Origin of the sequence: Streptomyces atratus, assembly GCF_014648655.1 — a bacterium.
Lineage (GTDB): Bacteria > Actinomycetota > Actinomycetes > Streptomycetales > Streptomycetaceae > Streptomyces > Streptomyces atratus.
Genome location: NZ_BMRN01000007.1, coordinates 245,440 through 267,943, shown reverse-complemented (window position 1 = coordinate 267,943; position 22,504 = coordinate 245,440). Strand labels below are relative to the sequence as shown.

General features: G+C 69.4%; 22 protein-coding genes and 1 pseudogene. 12 read left to right on the top strand and 11 right to left on the bottom strand.

What is annotated here, in order from left to right:
• Positions 1-91: 91 nt before the first annotated feature.
• A complete protein-coding gene (locus IEZ15_RS15125) occupies positions 92-1,180 on the bottom strand; it encodes an SCO1860 family LAETG-anchored protein (RefSeq protein WP_189277228.1) in 1,089 nt (362 codons plus the stop codon).
• A 334-nt stretch (positions 1,181-1,514) separates the two neighbouring features.
• Entirely contained in the window at positions 1,515-2,591 is a 1,077-nt protein-coding gene (locus IEZ15_RS15120) for an amidohydrolase family protein (RefSeq protein WP_189277335.1), read from the bottom strand.
• Positions 2,592-2,723: 132 nt separating this feature from the next.
• Between IEZ15_RS15120 and IEZ15_RS15115 the strand changes: the two genes are divergently transcribed.
• The 6 genes from IEZ15_RS15115 (at position 2,724) to IEZ15_RS15090 (ending at position 8,590) form a co-directional block, all read left to right on the top strand.
• Positions 2,724-3,830: a pyridoxal-phosphate-dependent aminotransferase family protein gene (locus IEZ15_RS15115; protein WP_114243870.1), complete on the top strand. Its 1,107-nt coding sequence runs from the start codon at positions 2,724-2,726 to the stop codon at positions 3,828-3,830.
• A 328-nt stretch (positions 3,831-4,158) separates the two neighbouring features.
• Positions 4,159-4,689: a diaminobutyrate acetyltransferase gene (gene ectA / locus IEZ15_RS15110; protein WP_268250382.1), complete on the top strand. Its 531-nt coding sequence runs from the start codon at positions 4,159-4,161 to the stop codon at positions 4,687-4,689.
• Positions 4,690-4,836: 147 nt separating this feature from the next.
• Positions 4,837-6,105, top strand: coding sequence for a diaminobutyrate--2-oxoglutarate transaminase (gene ectB, locus IEZ15_RS15105; RefSeq protein WP_189277226.1), 1,269 nt, complete (start codon positions 4,837-4,839; stop codon positions 6,103-6,105).
• 68 nt (positions 6,106-6,173) lie between these two features.
• The gene (locus IEZ15_RS15100; protein WP_189277224.1) at positions 6,174-6,572 is read left to right on the top strand and encodes an ectoine synthase; all 399 of its coding nucleotides are present in this window, start codon (positions 6,174-6,176) and stop codon (positions 6,570-6,572) included.
• 3 nt (positions 6,573-6,575) lie between these two features.
• Complete coding sequence (gene thpD / locus IEZ15_RS15095; protein ID WP_189277222.1) at positions 6,576-7,469, top strand: ectoine hydroxylase; 894 nt, start codon at positions 6,576-6,578, stop codon at positions 7,467-7,469.
• Positions 7,470-7,564: 95 nt separating this feature from the next.
• Positions 7,565-8,590, top strand: coding sequence for a VOC family protein (locus tag IEZ15_RS15090; protein ID WP_189277220.1), 1,026 nt, complete (start codon positions 7,565-7,567; stop codon positions 8,588-8,590).
• A 275-nt stretch (positions 8,591-8,865) separates the two neighbouring features.
• On the opposite strand, the gene IEZ15_RS15085 is transcribed toward IEZ15_RS15090, so the two are convergent.
• Positions 8,866-9,942, bottom strand: a complete 1,077-nt coding sequence (locus IEZ15_RS15085) for an alkene reductase (RefSeq protein ID WP_189277218.1) — start codon at positions 9,940-9,942, stop codon at positions 8,866-8,868.
• A gap of 157 nt (positions 9,943-10,099) precedes the next feature.
• Here IEZ15_RS15085 and IEZ15_RS15080 point away from each other — a divergent pair, with 157 nt between their 5' ends.
• Complete coding sequence (locus tag IEZ15_RS15080; RefSeq protein WP_114243877.1) at positions 10,100-10,603, top strand: MarR family winged helix-turn-helix transcriptional regulator; 504 nt, start codon at positions 10,100-10,102, stop codon at positions 10,601-10,603.
• Positions 10,604-10,645: 42 nt separating this feature from the next.
• Here the strand turns inward: IEZ15_RS15080 and IEZ15_RS15075 are convergent, their stop codons facing one another.
• From IEZ15_RS15075 to IEZ15_RS15060, 4 genes and pseudogenes are all read right to left on the bottom strand, one after another.
• Positions 10,646-11,707: an aminotransferase class V-fold PLP-dependent enzyme gene (locus IEZ15_RS15075; RefSeq protein WP_189277216.1), complete on the bottom strand. Its 1,062-nt coding sequence runs from the start codon at positions 11,705-11,707 to the stop codon at positions 10,646-10,648.
• Positions 11,708-11,824: 117 nt separating this feature from the next.
• A complete protein-coding gene (locus IEZ15_RS15070; RefSeq protein WP_114243879.1) occupies positions 11,825-12,541 on the bottom strand; it encodes a DsbA family oxidoreductase in 717 nt (238 codons plus the stop codon).
• Positions 12,542-12,677: 136 nt separating this feature from the next.
• Positions 12,678-13,388 (bottom strand): Imm52 family immunity protein, encoded by a 711-nt coding sequence (locus tag IEZ15_RS15065; protein ID WP_189277214.1) that lies wholly within the window; start codon positions 13,386-13,388, stop codon positions 12,678-12,680.
• A 44-nt stretch (positions 13,389-13,432) separates the two neighbouring features.
• Positions 13,433-13,591 (bottom strand): annotated as a pseudogene (locus IEZ15_RS15060) (AraC family transcriptional regulator); the annotation flags it as partial.
• A gap of 3 nt (positions 13,592-13,594) precedes the next feature.
• On the opposite strand from IEZ15_RS15060, the gene IEZ15_RS15055 reads away from it, so the two are divergent.
• Positions 13,595-13,747 (top strand): hypothetical protein, encoded by a 153-nt coding sequence (locus tag IEZ15_RS15055; RefSeq protein ID WP_373302566.1) that lies wholly within the window; start codon positions 13,595-13,597, stop codon positions 13,745-13,747.
• A 128-nt stretch (positions 13,748-13,875) separates the two neighbouring features.
• On the opposite strand, the gene IEZ15_RS15050 is transcribed toward IEZ15_RS15055, so the two are convergent.
• Positions 13,876-15,468 (bottom strand): ABC transporter substrate-binding protein, encoded by a 1,593-nt coding sequence (locus IEZ15_RS15050; protein WP_114243881.1) that lies wholly within the window; start codon positions 15,466-15,468, stop codon positions 13,876-13,878.
• A 658-nt stretch (positions 15,469-16,126) separates the two neighbouring features.
• Positions 16,127-16,609 (bottom strand): ATP-binding protein, encoded by a 483-nt coding sequence (locus IEZ15_RS15045; RefSeq protein ID WP_229845894.1) that lies wholly within the window; start codon positions 16,607-16,609, stop codon positions 16,127-16,129.
• A 130-nt stretch (positions 16,610-16,739) separates the two neighbouring features.
• On the opposite strand from IEZ15_RS15045, the gene IEZ15_RS15040 reads away from it, so the two are divergent.
• The 4 genes from IEZ15_RS15040 to IEZ15_RS15025 all read left to right on the top strand — a co-directional run bounded on the left by IEZ15_RS15040 (position 16,740) and on the right by IEZ15_RS15025 (position 19,998).
• On the top strand, positions 16,740-17,618 hold the full coding sequence (locus IEZ15_RS15040; protein ID WP_229845893.1) for a helix-turn-helix domain-containing protein: 879 nt from the start codon (positions 16,740-16,742) through the stop codon (positions 17,616-17,618).
• Positions 17,615-17,824 carry a DUF397 domain-containing protein gene (locus tag IEZ15_RS15035; RefSeq protein ID WP_189277211.1) on the top strand — a complete coding sequence of 70 codons (210 nt, stop codon included), beginning with the start codon at positions 17,615-17,617 and terminating at the stop codon, positions 17,822-17,824. Before IEZ15_RS15040 ends, IEZ15_RS15035 begins: the two co-directional genes overlap by 4 nt.
• 537 nt (positions 17,825-18,361) lie before the next feature.
• Positions 18,362-18,751, top strand: coding sequence for a peptidase inhibitor family I36 protein (locus IEZ15_RS15030; protein WP_114243884.1), 390 nt, complete (start codon positions 18,362-18,364; stop codon positions 18,749-18,751).
• A 176-nt stretch (positions 18,752-18,927) separates the two neighbouring features.
• Positions 18,928-19,998 carry a hypothetical protein gene (locus tag IEZ15_RS15025; protein WP_229845892.1) on the top strand — a complete coding sequence of 357 codons (1,071 nt, stop codon included), beginning with the start codon at positions 18,928-18,930 and terminating at the stop codon, positions 19,996-19,998.
• A gap of 241 nt (positions 19,999-20,239) precedes the next feature.
• On the opposite strand, the gene IEZ15_RS15020 is transcribed toward IEZ15_RS15025, so the two are convergent.
• Positions 20,240-20,851 carry a DUF1349 domain-containing protein gene (locus IEZ15_RS15020; protein ID WP_189277209.1) on the bottom strand — a complete coding sequence of 204 codons (612 nt, stop codon included), beginning with the start codon at positions 20,849-20,851 and terminating at the stop codon, positions 20,240-20,242.
• Entirely contained in the window at positions 20,848-22,368 is a 1,521-nt protein-coding gene (locus IEZ15_RS15015) for an aldehyde dehydrogenase (NADP(+)) (protein ID WP_189277207.1), read from the bottom strand. The genes IEZ15_RS15020 and IEZ15_RS15015 overlap by 4 nt, the downstream gene beginning before the upstream one ends.
• Positions 22,369-22,504 lie beyond the last annotated feature (136 nt).

The following is a 22,504-nucleotide window of genomic DNA, read 5'->3' as shown; positions in this document are numbered from 1 at the left end:
GCTCACGGGGAGCGGCGTTCCGTCACGCGAACGCCGCTCCCCGTTCCCCTCCTGACCTACGACTGCCCCCCTCGGGCCTTGGGTCGAGGGGTCAGTTCTGGGCGCGGCGCCTGGCCACGACCATCGCCCCGGCGCCCACCGCCAGCAGCACGGCCGCGCCGCCGGCGATGTACGGAGTCGTGGAGCTGCCGCCCGTCTCCGCGAGGTTGGAGTCGACGGCCGGGGCGTGGCCGGTGCCGGTCTGGGGCTTCACATCGCCGCCGTCACCGCCCGTGCCCCCGGACGTGCTGCCACCGCTGCCGGAGGTGCCTGCGCCGCTCGTCCCACCGTTGCCGGAACCGCCGTCGCTCGAACCACCGCCGCTGGAGCCGCCGTTGCCGGAACCCCCGTCACTCGAACCACCGCCGCTGGAACCGCCGTTGCCGGAACCCCCGTTGCCGGACCCGCCGTTGTCACCACCTCCGGTCGACTTCGGCGTCTCGCAGGTGGCCTCGGCGAGCGTGACCTCACCCTGCACATCGGCGACATTCAGCTTGAGCGGGTTGACCGAGACCTTCAGCTGAAGCGCGGCCGCCGCTGCGGTGCGTGAGGTGGTGTGCGTCTTCGACAGGTCGAGGGTCACCTCGCCGACGCCAGGCACCTTCACCTGTGTGGTACCGCTCGCGGTGAGGGTGATCCGCTTGCCGAGGACCGACACATGCCCCAGCACGTTCGACTCGGCGACCGGCTTCCTGCCCACCTCGCAGACCGCCTTGGAGGTGACCTTCTCGACCTCGATCAGCGAGAGCAGCGGCAGCCCGGGCACATGGACCCGGGCCTTCGCGAGATTGCTGTAGCCCTCGGCCCTGTGCTTGCCGACGGTCGCCCTGGCGGTGGCCACATCGGCGCTCAGCACGCTGAACGGCTGTCCGTGGTCCACCCCGTCGAGCCGCACGCTCAGCGCGGTCCTGTCGGCACTGGCGGGTGCTTGCACTTCATTGAGCGTGACCTTGAGCGGCACATCGATCGTCTTGTTCAGGAGCGAGACGTCGAGTGCGGTACGGAGCACGACCGCGCTCGCCTTCCCGTCGCCGGTGGTCGTGGTGGTCGCGGTGGCGGCCTGCGCCGGGACGGCAACCAGCAGGGCGACGGGAGCGGCGGCGACCGCCAGGGCGGCCAGGCGGAAGGTATTGCTGTTCAAGATGGTGGAACCCCCACAAGAGACATGGAGCCACCGGCGCCGTCCAATGGGGGACATCGCGGGCGCCGGTGACCTCGACCCCGAAAGCTTTACGCACGGAGGGTGAACTGGCAGACACCTGACGTGAGTTCACCCCAAAGGGGGGTTTTCGCGCCTGTATTCGATTATCTCGGTCGTTCGTTCCTCGGAGTCACCCGATCCACTGAGCGTGGACGGCGCGGAGACCGACTGCGCCGGGGTGCGCGTAAAGATGCTTCAACGACACGGCAGGGGTTCGGTAACTGCCTGTCAACACGGCGCACCCCGGCCGGGAGGCGGCTCCGTGAGCCGTCACTCAGCCGATCACCCGCCCGTTCAGCACTACGCGTCGCGGCGCCGCCAGCACCCGTACGTCCGCCCGCGGGTCCTCGTCGTACACCACCAGGTCCGCCGGCGCACCCTCCTCCAGCACCGGCCGCCCGAGCCACTGACGCGCACCCCAGGTCGTCGCGGACAGCGCGTCCAGGGCCGGGATGCCCGCCTTCACCAGCTCGGCGACCTCGTCCGCCACCAGACCGTGGGCGAGCACCCCGCCCGCGTCGGTGCCGACGAAGACCGGGATCCCGGCGTCGTACGCGGCGCGCACGGTGTCGTAGCGCCGCTCGTGCAGCCGCCGCATATGGGCCGACCAGCGGGGGAACTTGGCGTCGCCGCCCGCCGCGAGCGAGGGGAACGTGGCGATGTTGACCAGCGTGGGAACGATCGCGACCCCCCGCTCGGCGAAGAGCGGAATGGTTTCCTCGGTGAGCCCGGTGGCGTGCTCGATGCAGTCGATGCCGGCCTCGACGAGATCGCGCAGCGAGTCCTCGGCGAAGCAGTGCGCGGTGACCCGGGCGCCGAGCCGGTGCGCCTCGGCGATGGCCGCCTCGGCCGCCTCGCGCGGCCAGCAGGCGGTCAGGTCACCCGCCTCCCGGTCGATCCAGTCGCCGACCAGCTTCACCCAGCCGTCGCTGCGGCGCGCCTCGTGTGCGACGTACGCGACCAGATCGTCCGGCTCGATCTCGTGGGCGTAGTTCCGGGTGTATCTGCGGGGCCTGGCGATATGGCGGCCGGCCCTGATGATCTTCGGCAGGTCCTCGCGGTCGTCGATCCACCGGGTGTCGGACGGCGAACCCGCGTCCCGCAGCAGCAGCGCGCCCGCCTCCCGGTCGGCGATGGCCTGCTTCTCGCTGGTCGCCGCGTCGACGGCGCCGTGATGGTCGAGCCCGACGTGACAATGGGCGTCTACCAGCCCCGGCAGCGCCCAGCCGGTGACGGTCACCGCCTCGTCCGCGCCGGCCGGCCTGCCGTACGAGATCCGTCCGTCGACGACCCAGAGCTCGTCGCGGACGTCCTGCGGTCCGACGAGCACCCGCCCCTTCACGTGCAGCACCTGCGGTGCCCTGTGATCACTCATGAGCAGCACTGTACGAGGCACCGCCCGGCGCCCTGGGTACGCTTCGACGGAAGCCCTGTCCGTACGCAGCACCGCGGCGCACCGACCCGATCCGAAGAGAGCACCACCGTGACGCACCCCTTCCTCGACCTCGCCCCGCTCACCGCCGCGCACTTCGCGGCCATCGAGAAGCGGGTGGCCGGCCTCCTCGCCACCGAGCAGGACGTCGTCATCATGCAGGGCGAGGCACTGCTCCCTCTCGAAGGCTGCATCCGGGGCGGCGCCCGGCCCGGCTCGACCGCGCTGAACGTCGTCACCGGCCCGTACGGACAGACCTTCGGGAACTGGCTGCGCGACTGCGGTGCCAATGTCGTCGATCTGGCGGTTCCGTTCCACACGGCGGTCACCGCCGATCAGGTCGCACGGGCGCTGACCGAGCACCCGGAGATCGACTTCGTCTCCCTGGTCCACGCCGAGGCGGCTACCGGCAACACCAATCCGGTCGCCGAGATCGGTGAGGTGGTCCGTTCGCACGGGGCGCTGTTCATGCTGGACGCCGTCGCCTCGGTGGGCGCCGAGCCGCTGCTGCCTGACGTGTGGGGCGTCGACCTCTGTGTGATCGGCGCGCAGAAGGCGATGGGCGGCCCGGCCGGGGTGTCGGCGGTGTCGGTGAGCGAGCGGGCCTGGGAGCGGATCGCCGCCAACCCCCAGGCCCCGCGCCGCTCGTACCTCTCCCTCCTGGACTGGAAGGAGCGCTGGATCGACGGCGGTCGCAGGGCGCTGCTGCACGCTCCCGCCCAGCTGGAGATGCTGGCTCTGGAGGCCTGTGTGGAGCGGATCGAGGCCGAGGGCCTGGATGCGCTGATGGCCCGGCATGCCTCGGCCGCCGCGGCGACTCGTGCGGGTGCGGTGGCGCTCGGCGGCGGTCTGTCGCCGTATGTGCACGAGGCGAAGGACGCGGCGCCGGTCGCCACGACGCTGCGCGCCCCGGCGGGCGTCGACGCCTCCGAGTTGGTCGCACGGGCACTCGCGGCCGACCCGTCGCTGCCGCTGATCGCGGGCGGCGGTGCGCTGTCCAAGGAGATGATCCGGGTCAATCACTACGGTGTGGATGCGACGCGGGGCACGGTGCAGTCCTCGCTCGCGGCTCTGGGGGCGGCGCTGGCCGATGCGGGCCGGCAGGTCGACTTCGAAACTGCCCGCAAAGCAGTTTCGGAAACCTGGCCGAGCGAGTAAATCCGCACCGGGACGTCAATATTCCACAAATGCGGGGAGCTGCTCTATTCAGAGCAGCTCCCCGCATTCTTCTGCCCGCTTTCCCCGACCCTAAACACCCGAGTTTCCAGAAGCCGGATCCACACAATTCCGTTGCGTCACCCGAGAGTTACGACCTTGTGACCGACTCCACATCGCGGCCGTTATGCCGGATAAATAGCACCCAAAGCAGAAGAAAGCGATGCCGGATCGCGCCGGTGCACGCGCCCGCGTGATAACACAAAGGGTCACTCCACCCAAGCCCTTGCGTCGATGCAATTTCAGAATTTGCTGGGTAAATTCAATTCGCATGACCGCCGCACCAGCAGATTTTGCAAGTGCCCGAAGTGAATTCCTCACCATCGACACCCCACGAGTGGAGGACGGAGCCGCGATCTGGCGCATCGCCCGCGACTCCGAGGTCCTGGACCTCAACTCCTCGTACAGCTACCTGCTGTGGTGCCGTGACTTCGCGGCCACCTCCGTGGTCGCCCGCGACGAGACCGGCGGGCCCGTTGCCTTCGTGACGGGATTCCTCCGGCCGGACCGCCCCGAGACACTCGTCGTCTGGCAGGTGGCCGTCGACCACGGCCACCGCGGGACCGGACTGGCGGGAAAGCTGCTGGACGCGCTGACCTCGCGGGTCGCAGCCTCGCAGGGCCTGGCCTCGGTGGAGACGACCGTCACCCCGGACAACACCGCGTCGGACCGGCTGTTCACCTCCTACGCGCTGCGCCACGACGTGGCCCTGGAGCGTGAAGTGCTCTTCGACGGCGAGCTGTTCCCCGAGGAAACGCATCTGCCGGAAGTGCTGTACCGCATCGGCCCGTTCCACGCCTGAGCGCATCGGCCCGTTCCACGCCTGAGCGCATCGGCCCGTTCCATGTCCGAGCGCATCATCGGCCCGTTCCACGTCCGAGCGCCTCGGCCCGTTCCGCACCTGAGCACACCGCAGCCCGTCACACCCCCCTCAAGCAGGAGATTCCCTGTGACCATCACCCCGCCCGCGCTGAGTGTCTTCGAGACCCTGGAGTCGGAGGTACGAAGCTACTGCCGCAGTTGGCCCGCAGTGTTCGACCATGCGCAGGGCGCCCGTCTGACCGACGAGGACGGCCACACCTACCTCGACTTCTTCGCCGGGGCCGGATCTCTCAACTACGGCCACAACAACCCGGTACTGAAACGCGCGCTGATCGACTACATCGAGCGCGACGGCATCACCCACGGCCTCGACATGGCCACCACCGCGAAACGCGCCTTTCTGGAGTCCTTCCAGAACATCGTGCTGCGCCCGCGTGATCTCCCGTACAAGGTGATGTTCCCCGGCCCGACCGGCACCAACGCGGTCGAGGCGGCGCTGAAGCTGGCCCGTAAGGTGAAGGGGCGCGAGTCGATCGTCTCGTTCACCAACGCCTTCCACGGCATGTCGCTGGGCTCGCTCGCCGTCACCGGCAACGCCTTCAAGCGGGCCGGGGCCGGTATCCCGCTGGTGCACGGCACCCCGATGCCGTTCGACAACTACCTCGACGGCCGGGTACCGGACTTCCTCTGGTTCGAGCGGCTCCTGGAGGACCAGGGCTCCGGTCTCAACCAGCCCGCCGCCGTGATCGTCGAGACGGTGCAGGGCGAGGGCGGCATCAATGTGGCGCGCCCCGAGTGGCTGCGGGCGCTCTCCGACCTGTGCCACCGCCGCGACATGCTCCTGATCGTCGACGACATCCAGATGGGCTGCGGACGCACGGGGGCGTTCTTCTCGTTCGAGGAGGCCGGCATCGCCCCCGACATCGTCACCCTGTCCAAGTCCATCAGCGGCTACGGACTGCCCATGTCGCTCTGCCTGTTCACACCGGAGCTGGACATCTGGGGGCCGGGCGAGCACAACGGCACCTTCCGCGGCAACAACCCGGCGTTCGTCACGGCCGCCGCCGCGCTGGACGCCTACTGGGCGGACGGACAGATGGAGAAGCAGACCCTGGCCCGGGGCGAGCAGATCGAGCAGGCCCTTCTTGCGATCTGTGACGAACACGCCCGGCTCGGTGCGCAGTTCCGGGGCCGCGGCCTGGTCTGGGGCATGGAGTTCACCGACAAGTCGCGCGCCGTCGCGGTCTGCGCCCGCGCCTTCGAGCTGGGCCTCCTTGTCGAGACCTCCGGTCCGCAGAGCGAGGTCGTGAAGCTGCTGCCGCCGCTGACCGTCACCCCCGAGGAGCTGGACGAGGGCCTGCGGACACTGGCCCGCGCAGTCCGCGAGACCGCCTGATCCCGGACCCGCCCCCTACGCGGGTCCGACGAGAAACACCACCGCAGAGAGAAAGGCACCGACCCACCGTGATCGTCCGATCGTTCAGTGACATCGAGAACACCGACAGGCATGTGAAGGCCGCTTCCGGAACCTGGGAGAGCAAGCGCATCGTGCTCGCGCGGGAGAAGGTGGGCTTCTCGCTCCACGAGACCACGATGTACGCGGGTACCGAGACATCGATGTGGTACGCGAACCACATCGAGGCCGTCCTGTGCGTCGAGGGCGAGGCCGAGCTCACCAATGACGAGACCGGCGAGAAGCACTGGATCACGCCCGGCACGATGTACCTGCTGAACGGCCATGAGCATCACACCATGCGGCCGAAGACCGACTTCCGCTGTGTCTGCGTCTTCAACCCTCCGGTCACCGGACGGGAGGAGCACGACGAGCACGGTGTCTACCCCCTCCTGACCGAGGAGGGCTGAACCATGACCACCGATGTACGCGCCGATCTGTACCCCACACGCGGCGCAGCCGAGATGATCACGCCCCGTCAGGACCCGGTCATCTGGTCCCCGCCCGGCACCCCGGGGCCGGTCGCCGTGAAGGATCTGCAGGGCTTCGAGCGCGACGGCTTCCTCGGCGTGGACCAGCTGATCACACCGGCCGAGGTCGCCGTGTACCACGCCGAACTGGACCGGCTGATCACCGATCCGGCGGTGCGGGCCGACGAGCGCTCGATCATAGAGCCGAAGTCGCAGAAGGTACGGTCGGTCTTCGAGGTTCACCGGATCAGCGACGTCTTCGCCCGGCTGGTCAGTGACGAGCGCGTGGTGGGCCGGGCCCGTCAGATCCTCGGTTCGGACGTGTACGTCCACCAGTCCCGGATCAACGTCAAGCCGGGCTTCGGCGCTTCGGGGTTCTACTGGCACTCGGACTTCGAGACCTGGCACGCCGAGGACGGTCTGCCGAACATGCGCGCGGTGTCCGTGTCGATCGCGCTGACCGAGAACCACGACACCAACGGCGGGCTGATGATCATGCCCGGTTCGCACAAGTCGTTCCTCGGCTGTGCGGGCGAGACACCGAAGGACAACTACAAGAAGTCCCTGAAGATGCAGGACGCCGGCATCCCGTCCGACGAGGCGCTGACGAAGCTGGCCGACCGGCACGGCATCAAGCTCTTCACGGGCAAGGCGGGTTCGGCGACCTGGTTCGACTGCAACTGCATGCACGGCTCGGGGGACAACATCACCCCGTACCCGCGCAGCAATGTCTTCATCGTCTTCAACAGCGTGGAGAACGCCGCCGAGGAGCCGTTCGCGGCTCCGGCGCGGCGTCCGGAATTCATCGGGGCGCGGGACTTCACGCCGGTGAAGTGACGTGCCGGCGAGCTGAAAGGGACGGGGGCGGCGTTCGTCGCCCCCTCTCCAAAGTTGGTGGACCACGACGGCCACGAGCGGCGACAGTGGGGCCCATGACTTCACTCGTACGTCACATCACGATCGACTGCGCCGACGCCTACGAGCTCGCCGCCTTCTGGTCCGGGGTACTCGGCGCCCCGCTCTCCGACGAGGACGCCCCCGGCGATCCCGAGGCACTCGTCGAGGCCCCCGGTGCCGCGCTGCTCTTCATCTCGGTGCCCGAGCCGAAGAGCAGCAAGAACCGTCTGCACCTGGACATTCAGCCGCAGGACCGCACCCGCGACGAGGAGGTGGAGCGGCTGCTCGGCCTGGGTGCCACCCTCGTGGCCGACCACCGCAGGCCGAACGGGCGGGGCTGGGCGACGCTCGCCGATCCGGAGGGCAATGAGTTCTGTGTCGAGTGCAGTGCGGCGGAACGGGCCGCACTGACCGGGACCCGGCTGCCGGTCACGGCGGACGATGTGACCACCGCGGTCCGCCTGGCGGTCGACGCGCTCCGGAAGTCCCCGGCGGACAACTGGCTGGTCCCGGCCGGGACGTTGGAGTGGGACTGCTGGGAGACCGCGGAGCACCTGAGCGACGATCTCTTCTCCTACGCGGCGCAGCTGGGCCCGCGGCAGCCGCCGCTGGACACGTACGTCCCCTACCGCTGGAGCGCCGAGCACAAGGGCGGACCGGCGAACGCGATCTTCGCGGACCGGTCGGCCGGGACCGCCGGGCTGCTCCAGACGCTGGAGGCGAGCGGCGCGCTGCTCGCGGCGATGGTACGGACGGCCTCGCCCGAGGTCCGCTCGTACCACTCCTACGGGGTGTCGGACCCGGAGGGCTTCGCCGCCATGGGCATCGTGGAGACCCTGGTGCACGTGCATGACCTCGCCGCGAGCCTGGACGTCCCCTGGACCCCGCCCGCCGATCTCTGTGACCGGGTACTGGCCCGGCTGTTTCCGGACGTCCCGAAGGACACCGACCGATGGGCCGTCCTGCTCTGGGCCACCGGCCGCGGCGAACTGCCCGGTCATCCCCGGGTCACCTCGTGGAAGTGGCACAGTGCGCCGCTGGAGGAGTCGGGCCGGGAGTAACGGAGGGGCGCGGGCGCGCCGGGGGCGCTGTCGGAACGCGTCGGCCGCCGAGCGGGGACGGGCCCGCTTCGGTGTGGTGGGCCTGACCCATCTGCCCGACCCGGCCGGCCAAGTACCGGCCGTCGAGGCACAGCACCCCCACCCGCCACGCGGCGCCGGTCCTCGGCCGGGTGAGGGCCTCTGGGCCATGCCCGACATCATGGGCCTGCAGGAGGATGTGCTGAACCCCTTCGCGGACGCCAGGCCTTGACCGCAACCCGGCGACCCGCACGGCCTCAGGACTGAACGGTGTCCAGCGCCGGGTAGTCGACGTATCCCTTCGCGTCCCCGCCGAAGAAGGTCGACGGGTCCGGGGTGTTGAACGGGCCGCCGGCCTTCAGCCGGGCCGGCAGGTCCGGGTTGGCGATGAACAGGGCACCGTACGCGATGATGTCGGCGATCCCGTCGTCGATCAACGAGTGGTCGTCCGGTCCGGTCGGCCCGTCCGTCAGCGGGTTGATGACGAAGGTGCCGGAGAACTGCTTGCGCAGCGCGAGGGTCAGCTCGCGGATCTCCCCCGCTTCCAGGACGTGCAGGTAGGCGAGGCCGAGCGGCTCGATCTCCCGTACCAGCGCGGCGTAGACGGCGTCCGGCGCGGGCTCGTCGATGTCGTTGTACGGGTTGCCGGGCGAGATGCGCAGTCCGGTCCGCTCCGCGCCGATCTCGGCGGCGACGGCCTTGACCACCTCGACGGCGAACCGGATACGGGCCTCCTCGGAGCCGCCCCACTCGTCGTTGCGAAGGTTGGTGTTGGGCGCGAGGAACTGGTGGATGAGGTAACCGTTGGCGCCGTGCAGCTCGACCCCGTCGAAGCCGGCGTCGACCGCGTTACGGGCGGCCGACGCGTAGTCGGCTATGGTCTGCCGGACTTCGTCGCCGGTCAGTTCGCGCGGTTCGGTGAAGTCCTCCAGCCCCGTGCCGGTGTAGAGCTGACCGGCGGGCTTGAGCGGGGAGGCGCTGACCGGGGTGAGCCCGTCCGCCAGCAGGTCCGGGTGGCCGATCCGGCCGGCGTGCATGAGCTGGGCGAAGATCCGGCCGCCCGCCGCGTGCACCGCGTCGGTGACCTTGCGCCAGGACGCGACCTGCTCCGTGCTGTGCAGCCCAGGAGTGGAGGGGTAGCCCTGGCCCACCGCCGACGGCTGGATGCCCTCCGTGATGATGAGGCCCGCCGACGCGCGCTGGGCGTAGTACTCGGCGACGAGATCCGTGGCAATGCCACCCTCACCGGCCCGGCTGCGGGTCATCGGGGCCATCGCGATGCGGTTGGCGAGCTGGGTACCGGACAGGTCGATCGGGTCGAATGCGGTGGTCATGAAAGCTCCAGGAAAATTATGTGGTCGGCCAACTATCTGCGCCGTGCGCCACTGTAACCCATTGATTGGCCGACCAAGGTAAAGTTCGCAGAAAGCGACCGGCTCCGCGCTCCCGACCCACCAGGAGCTCCGCCCGGCACCACCCCGAGGAGTCCCGATGAAGGCCGACCCCGCCTGTACCGACCTGCCGAGCGCCGCCCTCGGCGGCCCCGTCAGCCATGCCGTCTCGCGGGTCGCCCGGCTGCACCGGTTCGCCGCGGGCAAGCTGCTCAAGGGGCTCGGGCTCTACCCCGGCCAGGAGTTCCTGATGATGTACCTGTGGGACGCGGGTGCGGTGCGCCAGTCCGAGCTGATCAAGGCCGTCGACCTCGACCCCTCCACCGTCACCAAGATGCTCCAGCGCCTCGAACAGACCGGACACGTCCGCCGCTGCCCCGACCCGGACGACCGCAGGGCCGTCCTGGTCGAGGCCACCGACGACAGCTGCGCGCTGCACGCCGACGTCGAGCGGGCCTGGACCAATCTGGAGGAGCACACCCTCGCCGGGCTGGACCCGTCCGAACGCAAGGAGCTGGCCCGGCTGCTCGCCAAGGTCGAGGAGAACCTCTGCCACGAGGCCGAGGACTGCTCCGAGGCCGAGGACTGCTCCGAGCGCCACTGATCCCCCGGCGCCCGGACGGGTCCGGCCGGCATCCGGGCGGATTCAGCCGGAGAGCACATCCAGGGCACGGTCCACATCGGCCTCCGTGTTGTACAGGTGGAAGGCCGCGCGCAGACTCCCCGCCCGGTTCGAGACCATCACCCCGGCCCGCGCCAGCTCCGGCTCCCGCCCGCCGAGTCCGGGCACGGCCACGATCGTCGACTCCGTCGGCACCACCTCGTGCCCCAGCCCGGCCAGCCCGGCCCGCATGCGGGCGGCGAGCCCGGTGGCGTGGGCGTGAATGGTGTCGATGCCGACCTCGCCCAGCAGCGCGAGGGAGTGTTCGGCGCCGTGGTACGAGAGGAAGGCGGGCGGTTCGTCGTAGCGACGGGCGGTCGGGGAGAGCCGCCCCACCGGGCCGTACGTACTGTTCCACGGGTCGTCGGAGGCGACCCACGCGGCGAAGGCGGGCGGCAGGGTGCGCTGCGCGTCCTCGGTGACGGTGAGGAACGACGCGCCGCGCGGGCAGAGCAGGAATTTGAAGCCGCCGGTGACGGTGTAGTCGTACGCCCCGGCGTCCAGCGGCAGCCAGCCGGCCGACTGGGTGGCGTCGAGCAGCGTCCGGGCGCCGTGGGCGGCGGCCGCCGCACGTACCGCGTCCAGATCGGCGATCCGGCCGTCGGCGGACTGCACGGAGGAGAAGGCGACGAGATCGGTGCCGGGCCGTACCGCGTCGGCCAGCCCGTCCAGCGGGACGTAGCGCATCTTGAGATCGCCACGGACCGCGAACGGACTGACGACGGAGCTGAACTCCCCTTCGGGCGCCAGGACTTCGGCCCCCGCCGGCAGTGAGGCCGCGATCAGCCCGACGTGTACGGCGACCGAGCTGCCGGTGGCGACCCGGTCGGCGTCGACACCGGCGAGGCGGGCGAAGCCGGCCCGGGCCGCGTCCACCGACTCGAAGTCACCGGCGCCGGACCTGCTGCCCGTGGCGATCGACTCGGCGAGCGCCTTCACCGCGTCCACGGTGCGCCGGGGCAGCAGCCCGCAACTGGAGGTGTCGAGGTAAGTGGTCTGCGACGCGAACTCGTCGTCCACCGTACGGCTGAGCGAAGTGGTCTCCATGCGCCCAGCCTGAAGCCCCTGTGACCCACCGTCAATTACCAAAATCTGAGGGGTATGCCCAAGCGGTGCTTATGTGTACAGCTCAGCGAGGAGGCGGGCGGTGAGCGACCCGGCCGCTCAGGCGCTGCCGGTCTGCGGGACCTCGCAGGCACCGTCGGCGTCGCACGCCGCGGCGTCCCCGCCGATCACGGTCAGCGGCCGGTCCTTCCACGCCTGTTCGAGCGCCTGGGCGAAGACCTCGGCGGGCTGGCCGCCGGAGATCCCGTACCGACGGTCGAACACGAAGAACGGCACCGCGTTGGCCCCGAGCTCGGACGCCTCGCGCTCATCGGCCCGTACCTCGGCGGCATACGCCTCCGGGTCGGCGAGAACGGCACGCGCCTCGTCGGCGTCCAGCCCGGCCTCGACGGCCAGCTCGACCAGCACGTCACCGTCGAAGACGGAACGCTCCTCGGCGAAGTTCGCCCGGTAGGCGAGGCCCAGCAGCTCGTCCTGGCGGCCGCGGGCCTTGGCCAGGTGGAGCAGCCGGTGGATGTCGAAGGTGTTGCCGTGGTCACGGCCCTCGGTGAGGTAGCCGAGCCCCTCGGCCTGCGCGTTGGCCGCGACGTTCGCCTCCATGGCCTTCGCCTCTTCGCGGGTGCGCCCGTACTTCTGCGCCAGCATGTCGATCACCTGCACGGTGTCGCCCTTGGCATGCGTGGGGTCGAGCTCGAAGGACCGGTGCACGACCTCGACCTCGTCGCGGTGGGCGAACCCCGCCAGGCCCTTCTCGAAGCGGGCCTTCCCTATGTAGCACCAGGGGCAGGCGATGTCGCTCCAGATCTCGACGCGCATGTCTCTTCTTCTCTCCGTGTTCTCGTGACTACAGCTCGGGCAGCGCGGAGCCACCCTCCGCTCCCGTGGACAACGCAGGAGCGGACGCCCTCATTCCCCGGTTGCGCGGGGCCGGTCGTCCCACCGGTCCGGGCGGTCACAGCACGGTCCGGTCCATCGGGCGCAGCAGCGGCTGCAGCGCACCGGCTCCCCGCAACCGCAGATAGGCCCGCACTACGTCCTTCACGTCACCGCGCGGAGCGATGTCGAGGAGTACGCCGCCGACGGCGAGCTCCTTGCACCTGGCCCTCATGCCCTCCGGCAGCAGGGCCGCGCGCGCCGGGGAGAGAAAGCCGACCCAGCCGACGCAGGGCTCACCGACCACGAAACCCGCATCGTCCTCCAGGGCGTCGAGCACATCGTCGTCGGTGACATCGCCGAAGTCGGGCTCCCATGCCTCGGCGACAACAGCAAGGAGATTCCCGTCGGGAATCTCGGCGTTGTCCGGCGATCCGATACCGATCACCATCGACTGGAGGAGGAACTCCGAGGCGCCGCCCCCGTTCCCGCTGACCTCGATCTTCCAGTCCTGCTCGCCCGCGAGGACGAGTCGCAGCCCGAACCCGACGCGGTCCGACCAGCCGTCGGCTTCCCGGGCCGCGCGCAGGGCGGCGAGGAGGGAGTCCTCGTTCGGCAGGAGATCGGTGGCGGGCCCGGACGAATGGATCTGCCGCCACGTCCACACCGCTCCCGAGCCACCCGCCGGAAGGATCTCGGCAAGCCGGTCCAGGGTGAGCTTCCATCGCCGGGTCAGCGCCTCGGCGGACTCTTCCCGGGGCCCCCAGAAGCCCCGCACCACACGTCGCATGTCCTGCCCCCGCCGCTCGACGCCCGAACCCGCCCCGGGCCGGATCAGACCGTGGCCGCCGCGGCCGGCACCGCGGTCAGCCTGCTGAAAGAGGCACGGTACGCGCTCGGGGTGAGGCCGAGGCGGCGCTGGATGTGCAGGCGCATCGAGTCGGCGGTGCCGAGGCCGCCGGCGCGGGCGACCCGGTCCATGGGCAGGGTGGTGCCGTGCCGACGGACCGGGCCGGTGTCGCCGCAGGCGTCCTGAACGCCGCCCGCCAGGTCTCTGGCGGCCTGGGCGTGGCGGCGTTCGGCGCCCTGGTCGCGACCGGCTTCGAGGACGGCCTGCGACGAGCCTGGCCGTCAGCGCCGCACTGCTGACGCTGACGGCACTGGCAACGACCCGGCTGCCGGGCGGCGGGCCGACCGCCTCGTCGAGGGGCAGCGACTGAGTTGCCGGGAGCGGCGAGAACAGCCCGACGAGCGGACCCCGCAGAACACAGCCTCCGCTAATACGCGGTGTTGAGTTCCCAGAACCGGAAGACAGTCGATGTGTCCAGGCAATTCTGAAGGCCTCGGACGTTCTCGTGGGCGACCGCGTACTGCTTTCCCTGCCAGAGCGGCAGGAGCGGCAGCTCGCGCGCCACGATGTCCTGCAGCTCGATGAACTTCTGCCGGGTGCTCGCGCGGTCGGTCATGGACGAGGTCTGCGGGATGATCCGATCGGTTATCTCGCGGTTCTCATAATTGTTCGACAGGACGTTGCCCTTGCCGAAGAACGGCTGGGTGAAGTTGTCGGGGTCGGGATAGTCCGGCACCCAGCCCTTGACGTAGACGCCGTACACGCCGTCGGCGATGTCCTTCTCATACTGGTCGAACGGGACCGTCTCCATCCTGGCGTCGAAGAGTCCGCTCTTGTTCAGCTGATTCGCGATGGTCCGCAGCTCGTCGTCGGTAGCGGGTCCGTAACGGCTCGGGGTGGACCAGAGGGTGAGCTTCACCTTGTCGGTGATACCGGAGTCCCTCAGGGCATCCTTCGCCTTCTGCGGCTGCGGGCCGTCGCCGTACGTGTCGAAGAAGGAGGTGCCGTGGCCGGTGATGCCGACCGGGACGATCGAGTAGAGCGGCGTCGCCGTGGACTGGTAGACCTCGCTCAACAGGGAGTTGCGGTCGAGGAGATAGGCGATGGCCTTGCGCACGCCGATCTTGCCGACCACGGGGTCGGCCAAGTTGAAGACCATGTGCTGGACCTCGGCGCTGCTGCCCTGGACTACGTCGATGCCGTCCTTCCCCGCGGTGGGCGAGGTATCCAGGGCGGCTATCGCCTTGGCGGTGAGGCCACGGTATGCGATGTCGACCTCGCCCTTCTCCAGGGAGGATTGGAGGGCCTGCTGGTCTCCCTGGAAAAGTCGCAGCGTCACGCCGGAGTTCTTCACCTCGGCGGTTCCGTGGTAGCCGGAGTAGACCGAGAAGACGGCCTTCGACTTGCTGATGGAGTCCAGCATGTAGGGACCGGAGCCAACCGTTTTTCCGCCCTTGAGCAGCCTGTCCTTGGGATAGACGTGACGGTCCACGATGGAACCGGCACCCGATGCGATCTTGCTGGGAAATATCGCGTCGGGCACCTTGAGGTGGAAGACGACGGTCTTCTCGCTCGGGGTGCTGATCGACGAGATGGTGGAGAGCAGCGGTGCCGGTCCCGCCGGGTCGTTGATCCCGATCGCCCGGTCGAAGGAGTATTTGACGTCCGCCGAGGTGAGGCTGTTGCCGTTGCTGAACTTCAACCCGCTACGAAGAGTGCAGGTGTAGGTCTTGCTGCCGTCCGAGAAATGACACTCCTCGGCGGCCTCCGGCACAGGGGTGGAACTCCCGGGCGGGAAGCTCATCAAGGACTGGAAGACGTTGTTGAACAGCAGCCAGGACCCTGGGTCGTACCCCGCCGCCGGATCCGTCGCAAGGATGCCGTCGGACATCCCGACGACCATTCTCCCCTTGTCCTCGTCGAAGGGCCAGATCTCACCCTGGGAGCCGCAACCCGTCAGCAGCACCCCTGCCAATCCCCCGGCAATCAGAGCGCTCGACCGCCTCGTACGAACCTTCACAGAACGTGCCTCATACTCTCGGCCGGCCCCATGGGGGGTGTCCCCGGACAACCGGATCGGGTCAGGAAATACCGCGAAAGCCGCGACCGTCCAGCCCTGTCAGCCCGGCCGGGCGCGGTGGTGCGGACCGACAGCCTGCCTGGACTCGGCTTTCACCGGGAATTCCACGCATGGTGACTGACTGTCAGAACATCAGCAGATGAACGACAGGGGCATGTCATAGTCGGCCACGTGGTGCCGTTGGGCAATCTAGTAGTACACCGCACTGCGCGGTGGCACATCGTGCGCCAAAAATCGCCCCCGGAGAGCCGGTGCTGTTGGCCTGGTATGCCTGGTATCGGATCATGGTTTTCGAGCTGGCCGACGCGGTCCTCACCCCCGCCCGACCGATCGGCGAACAGGCCCCGGAGGAAGCAGCACACGGGCCGCATGGCGCCCCCGCGGGTCGCTTTTCCGGAATCTGCGGCTGCCCGACAGCTCCAGATCGCCGTCACGTCCTTCACTGCACCATCGAGGCCGAAAATCGCCGGACCCTCCACGGAACATGCAAGCCTTTGACGTTCATCGGCAGACCATGGGCGCCTTTCCCAGTACGCCGAGGTACGGGTGCACTCACTCGCCGCCCGGGGCCCGTTGGTTGCCGGGGCGGGGTGCGCAATCACTGACAGGTGCCGCCCGATGCCGGATGCCCGACGCCTGTTCGCGCCGCGGAGACCTCTGCCCATACCGTCTTGCCGGACGGCGGGTACGGATGTACGCCCCAGTCCGCCGCAAGGGCATCGACGATGACCAGCCCCCGGCCTCCTTCAACGGCTTCCCGGGACGCGGCGGGGAGGTGTTCGCCGCGCGGGTCCGTGACCTCGATCCGCAGCCGTCCGCTCGGGAGGAGAGCAAGCCCGAGCCGGAAGCCCCGCCCGTCCAGCCGCCCGTGCGTGACCGCGTTCGTCGCCAGTTCGGCGACGACGAGCGCGGCCGCGTCGATGCGCTCGCCGTCACGCGGCCACCCCCATGCCACCAGTTGCTCCACGGCCAGCAGGCGAGCCAGGCGGGCACCTCGGCGGGTAGCACTGAACAGCTGTGTGAACTGCGGTGCGGAAGTTGCCGGTTGCGGAATTTCGATCTCTGCGGATTCGCTCGTCACACCACTCAGCGTGGCCGAGTGACCGTACGCCGACCAGCAACGACAGCGGTACGTAGCGTGCGTGTACCGGTACTTACGGCGACCGGTACCGGTTGTCCCCCGTACCGGGACGACGAACACGGTCGGCCCCATGGAACGAAGGCGGGCAGCGATGGAGCTGGACGGTGCGATCGGTGGCGACGACGACTCGGAGGAGGCCGCGGACCTGTTCCGCGTGATCGGCAGCCAGCTCCGGCTGCTACGGGAGCGGGCCGGCCTCACCCAGCGGGAAGTGGGTGACCGGCTCGGGTACAGCGAGGACCTGATCCGGTCGCTGGAACGGGGGCGCAGGACGCCGCAGTCGGAGTTTCTGGACGCGGCGGATGACCTGTTGGAGGCGGGCGGGCTACTGAGGGCGGCGAAGGAGGAGGTGGCGCGGGCGAAGGCGCGGGCCCGGGTGAGGCATCCGGCGTGGTTCCGGAACTATGCGAAGCTGGAGGCGGATGCGGTCGAGATCAGCTTCTTCAGCACGCTGACCTTTCCTGGACTTCTGCAAACGGAGGCTTACGCGAGGACGACGTTTGCGTCGCGCCAGCCCCCGCTCGATGAAGCCACGATCGAGCAACGCGTCACGGCTCGGCTCGCACGTCAGGAAGTCCTCACCACGTGGCCAACCCCCATGGTCAGCGCGGTCATCGACGAGTCCGTGCTCTGCAGGGCCGTGGGTGGGCAGGAGGTACGCCAAGGACAGCTGAAGCACTTGCAGCACCTCGCCCGGCTGCGCAGCACCACGATCCAGGTGCTCCCGATGGACTGCGAAGACCACACCGCATTGGAAGGCCCATTCATCCTGCTCACTCCCAAAGGACGACAGCAACTCGCCTACGTCGAGGTTCAGAGCGTGAACCGGCTGATCACCGACGCGGAGGAAGTACGTATCCTGGCCGCACGGTACGGAAGCATTCGCGGCCAGGCCCTCAGCCCCCACGAGTCCCTGGCGCTGATTGAGAAGTTGCTGGGAGAGCGATGAACATCGAACACGACGCGGCCCCTGGGCTCATCTGGTCCAAGAGCACCTACAGCGCCGGCGACGGCGGCGAGTGCGTGGAGATCGCCACCATCGAGCACGCGGTTCTCGTCCGCGACTCGAAGGACACCTCCCTCCCTCACCTGACACTCACCCGTACCGGCTGGACGCACTTCGTGCGACACGCGGCCAGGGCCTGTGCCAAGTAGTTGACTTCTCGGGCCGGGCAGGCGGCCTGGGGCGGATGTGCCCGGTTTTGAGCAGGACCGCGAGACGGATCGCGTCGTAACGTCCGCGATGACGAGGATGTCCGGGTCACCGGTCTGCTACTGCCCCGCAGTGATCAGTCGCTCAAGCGGAATCGCGCAGCCGCCGGGCCGTGACGGTGGCGATTATCGCGATGCAGCAGACTTGTCCTCACGGCCTTCGCGCCAAACGTGTGTGCCCTGGTCGGAGCACATGTCCAGAGGAAGGCCGCTTCCGCGTATGCCGGTTGCCGAACCGAGCGATCAAGTACGACGCATCGTTCGACGCCCGAGGTCAGAGATCAAGCCAGGCCGTCACCGCGCCCCAGCCAACGACAGCGGTGGCAACAGCCGGAGCAACCCACCTTGCACAGAGCGCAGTTCATGGCGAGTTCTGCCCCCCACTCATGGTCCGAAAATCGATTGCTGACTGTGTGATCCAACTGTAGCGTCACTCCCCGTAATCGAACGTATGCGCAACATACCCGTGGAGGAACCCACGTGACGTGGAAGAACAGAACCGCCACCGCCGCTTCTGCACTGCTCCTCGCGGCGGGAGGCATGCTGGCGTCGGCGTCGCCCGCCGCCGCCGACGGCCCCTGCCCGGCGAACCGGCTCTGCGTCTACGACCAGAGCGGTTTCGGAGGTAACCGCATCGCCAGCGCAAGCACCAATTCTTGTTTCTTCCCGCAAGACTTCACCTTCGGCTCGATCGTGTCCTACGACAACAACCTCTCGGTGGACGCGAAGGTCTGGCACTACTACGCCAATACGAACTCCTACAGCGTGGCGCGCACGCTGGTGGCCGGCGGTTTCAGCAGCAACATCGGCATCCCCGACCTGGGTGTCGCCTATGGCGACCTGGTGTGTATGGGGAACGCACGTCCGTGAGCCATCCCTCCCGGGTGCCGACGCCCGGCAGGCGCCTGGGCCCAGCATGCTCTCCACGCCGTGCCCCCCGCGTTCACGCGGGGGCACGGCCCCGGGTGCCGGCGACGGGCCGGCAAGCACCACCGCATCGACCGCTCGGGGGGCGCCACCACGAACCGGCAGGGGCTGATACGCGCATGACCACAACAAAGAGAGCCGTCCGCAGGGCAGTCATGGCCGCCCTGGCGATGGTGCTGGTACCCCTTTGGACTGCTCCGGCCGGAGCAGCCGACACCGGCGCTGCGGGTGCCGGCACCATCACCCGGATCAGCCTGGCTGCCGACAGGGACATCCCCCGAGGCGAAACGGTCGACCTGCTCCAGCGAACGATGACGCTGGCCGCTGGGGAGAAACGGCACCTGCGCGGGCGGCTGGAAGCCACCAGCACCACGACCGGCATTGTCGGCCTCACCCTGCGCGTCAGGTGCATCAACGCGGCGGGGGCCACAGTGCCCGTCGTCGCGGCATCGGCGCGCAATCACGAGGGCAGCGACACCACTACGTACGCGATTCCGGGTCATCTGCCGCTCTACGCAGACCTGCTCCTCAGCGCGCCGACGGCAGGCGCCTACACCTGCGTGCTCCAGGGCACGGCCTACTCGTCCCTGCCGGGCACATACCATCTGACCGCAGTCGCGGGAAGCACCTGGCTGGAGGCCGACGACACCGACCAGACCGGCGCGCGCTGGTGGCAGAACCCCGCGTGCGAGAGCGCAGACCCCTCCGGCGCCTGCACCTATGTCGGCGGCGGACCGGCCCGCCGGGACGCTTGGGTCTTCTACGACGACGGGACCCCGGTCCAGCAGTGGCAGGCCCACCCGAGCGCGGTCACCGTCTCAGCCAGGGCGAATGTGGAACTGACCACGTGCTACCAGGGAACCGCCTCCTGCTCCGAGGCGATGCAGGCGTACCCGCGCGGCCAGAACGCGGTCGTGGACACGCGCTTCGAGTTCATCCAGCTCGACACGACCGGTCACGCCTGCCGTACGCACAGCACCTCAGCTCGCCGGACTGTCACCGACGACGCGCATCATTCGGTCGGCTACTCCGCGCTTTCCGGTATCCCCATCGACTCGGCGTGCGGCACCCGGACGTTCCTCATGCGGGTGTACGTGAAACACGTGTCGGGGCAGACGGTCAAGATCGACGGGGTGCAGAGCGGGATCACGTCCCTCACCAACGGCATCGCGTTCAACGAATTCCCCTGACGGTGGCTCGTACACCGACCGATGGCAGTCGGCACGGGAGATGGGGGGCCGTGCCAGTCGGTGATGCGTGAGTGGGAGGCCCGATGGGGCGCCGACGTCCACTGGGCTCCGGCGCGATGGGCAGTGGTGTTCATGCGGCCCCCAACCCTCCGGCGGGCGCCGGAGGGTTGGGGGCCGGCACTCGGCTCCGCCGAGTATCCGCGCTCGGCCGTGAGACGGCGCGATGTATGTGCGGGACGGTTCAGCTCCCGTCGCGCAGATCCTCAAGTCCCGCCGCACGGAACGCGATCCGGTCGAACGTCGCTTCGCAGCCCTCGCCCGTCGGCGACTGGACGAGGAAGCCGACCGACGCCTCGGCCGCCTGCTCGGGCTCGCCGAGGGCGAAGACGCGGACGAAGGTCCACTTCTCGCCGTCGGGCGAGGCATGGAAGGCGAACGCGCTGCCCGTGCGGCTGAGGCGGAGCCAGCAGCTGTCGCCGTCCACGACGAAGGAGTTGACGTCGTCGGAGTGGCCGCGGGTGACGACCGTGCAGACGGTGGGGTGGTCCGGGGAGAGCTCCAGACAGATCTTGGCCCACTCCCGTTCCCCGACGTGGAGGTAGAGCACTCCGGCGTCGAAGGCCGCGGCGAAGCCGACCTTCACCCGGGCGATCAGCTGGAAGTCGCCCCGGGGCGCGGGGCCGAGGAGGCGCGGTGCGTCGCTCACGGTGTCGAGGGCTTCGCCGCCCGGCGGTACGAAGCGGTCCTGGCGGGCGCCTGCCCGGCCGGTCAGTACGCCGTTGTCGTACGTCCACTCGGCCTCGGGGCCGAACGGACTCAGGTCGAAGGGGAGTTCGGGAAGGTGCGGGGTCATGCGCGGCGGCCGTCCACTCGGCGGGGCAGGTTCAAGGGGTTGTCGTCACGGAGTTCCGGCGGGAGCAGGGCCTCGGGGGTCGTCTGGTAGGTGATGGGGCGCAGCCAGCGTTCGATCGCGGTGGCGCCGACCGAGGTGGAGGTGGAGGTGGTGGCCGGGTAGGGGCCGCCGTGGTGCTGGGCGGGGGCGACGGCTACGCCGGTCGGCCAGCCGTTGACGAGGACCCGGCCGGCCAGCGGGGTGAGGGCCGCGAGGAGTCCGGCGGCGTCGGCGTCGGCGCCGTCCGTGGCTGTCTGGAGGGTGGCGGTGAGGTTGCCGGGGAGCCGGGAGAGGACAGCGGTGATCTCGTCCTCGGAGGCGTACCGGGCGACGACGGTGACGGGGCCGAAGCACTCCTCCAGGAGCGCGTCGTGCGGGCCCTCGGTGGCGAGGAGGTGCGCCGGTACGGTCAGGAAGCCGGCCGCGACGGTGTGGTCGCCACCCGCGCCGGGGGTGACCGGGGCCTCCACGTCGGGGAGTTCGGCCCGCTCGCGTACCCCTGCGAGGAAGGCGTCGCGCATCCGGTGGTCGAGCAGGACCCCGGCCTCGGTGTCACTGACCGTCTCGGTCAGGGACTTCAGCAGCCGGTCGCCGGTCTCGCCGGCCGGGGCCAGGACGAAGCCGGGCTTGGTGCAGAACTGGCCGGCGCCCATGGTCATCGAGCCCCCGAGCCCGGCACCGATCTGCTCGCCGCGCTCGGCGGCGGCCGCCTCGGTGACGACGACGGGGTTGAGGGAGCCCAGCTCGCCGTGGAAGGGGATGGGGGCGGGGCGGGCCGCCGCCGCGTCGAACAGGGCGCGGCCGCCTCGTACCGAGCCGGTGAAGCCGGCGGCGGCGACGAGCGGGTGCTTGATCAGCTCGATGCCCGCCTCGAAGCCGTGGACCAGGATGGCTACGTCCTCGGGCAGTCCGACCTGCGCCGCGGCCCGGCGCAGTACGGAGGCGCACAGCTCGGAGGTGGCGGGGTGGTCGGGGTGGGCCTTGACGACGACCGGGCAGCCGGCCGCCAGTGCGCTCGCGGTGTCGCCGCCGGGGACGGAGAAGGCGAGCGGGAAGTTGCTGGCCGCGTACACGGCGACGACCCCGAGCGGGATCTTGTAGCGGCGCAGGTCGGGCCAGGGCGGGGTCCTGGTGGCGTCCTCGTGGTCGATGTGGATGTCGAGGAAGGCGCCCTCGTCGACGACCTCCGCGAAGGCCCGCAACTGACCTGCGGTACGGGCGAGTTCGCCGGTGAGCCGGGCCGGGCCGAGTGCGGTCTCCGCGTCGGCGGCCTCGACGACATGCTCCCCGGCCTCGGTGAGCAGATCGGCCGCGGTGCGCAGGAACGCGGCGCGTACGGTGCGGTCGGCGAGCGAGTCGCGTACCGCATGGGCGGCCCGGACCGCACGGTCGACCTCCTCCGCTGTAGCCTCCACCGCGACCTGCTCACGCGGGTTCCCGGTGCGGGGGTCGACGCTCCAGACTGGTGCTGCTGCCACCGTGATTCCTTCCGCTCCACTGCCACACATCAGAAGTTGTTCGGTATTCTGAACAGAGTTCTTGATCGTGAATATAAAGCGACTCTATTTCCGGGCGTTCAGTGTGGCAAGGATTCGCAGGGTTTCGTAAGTGGGC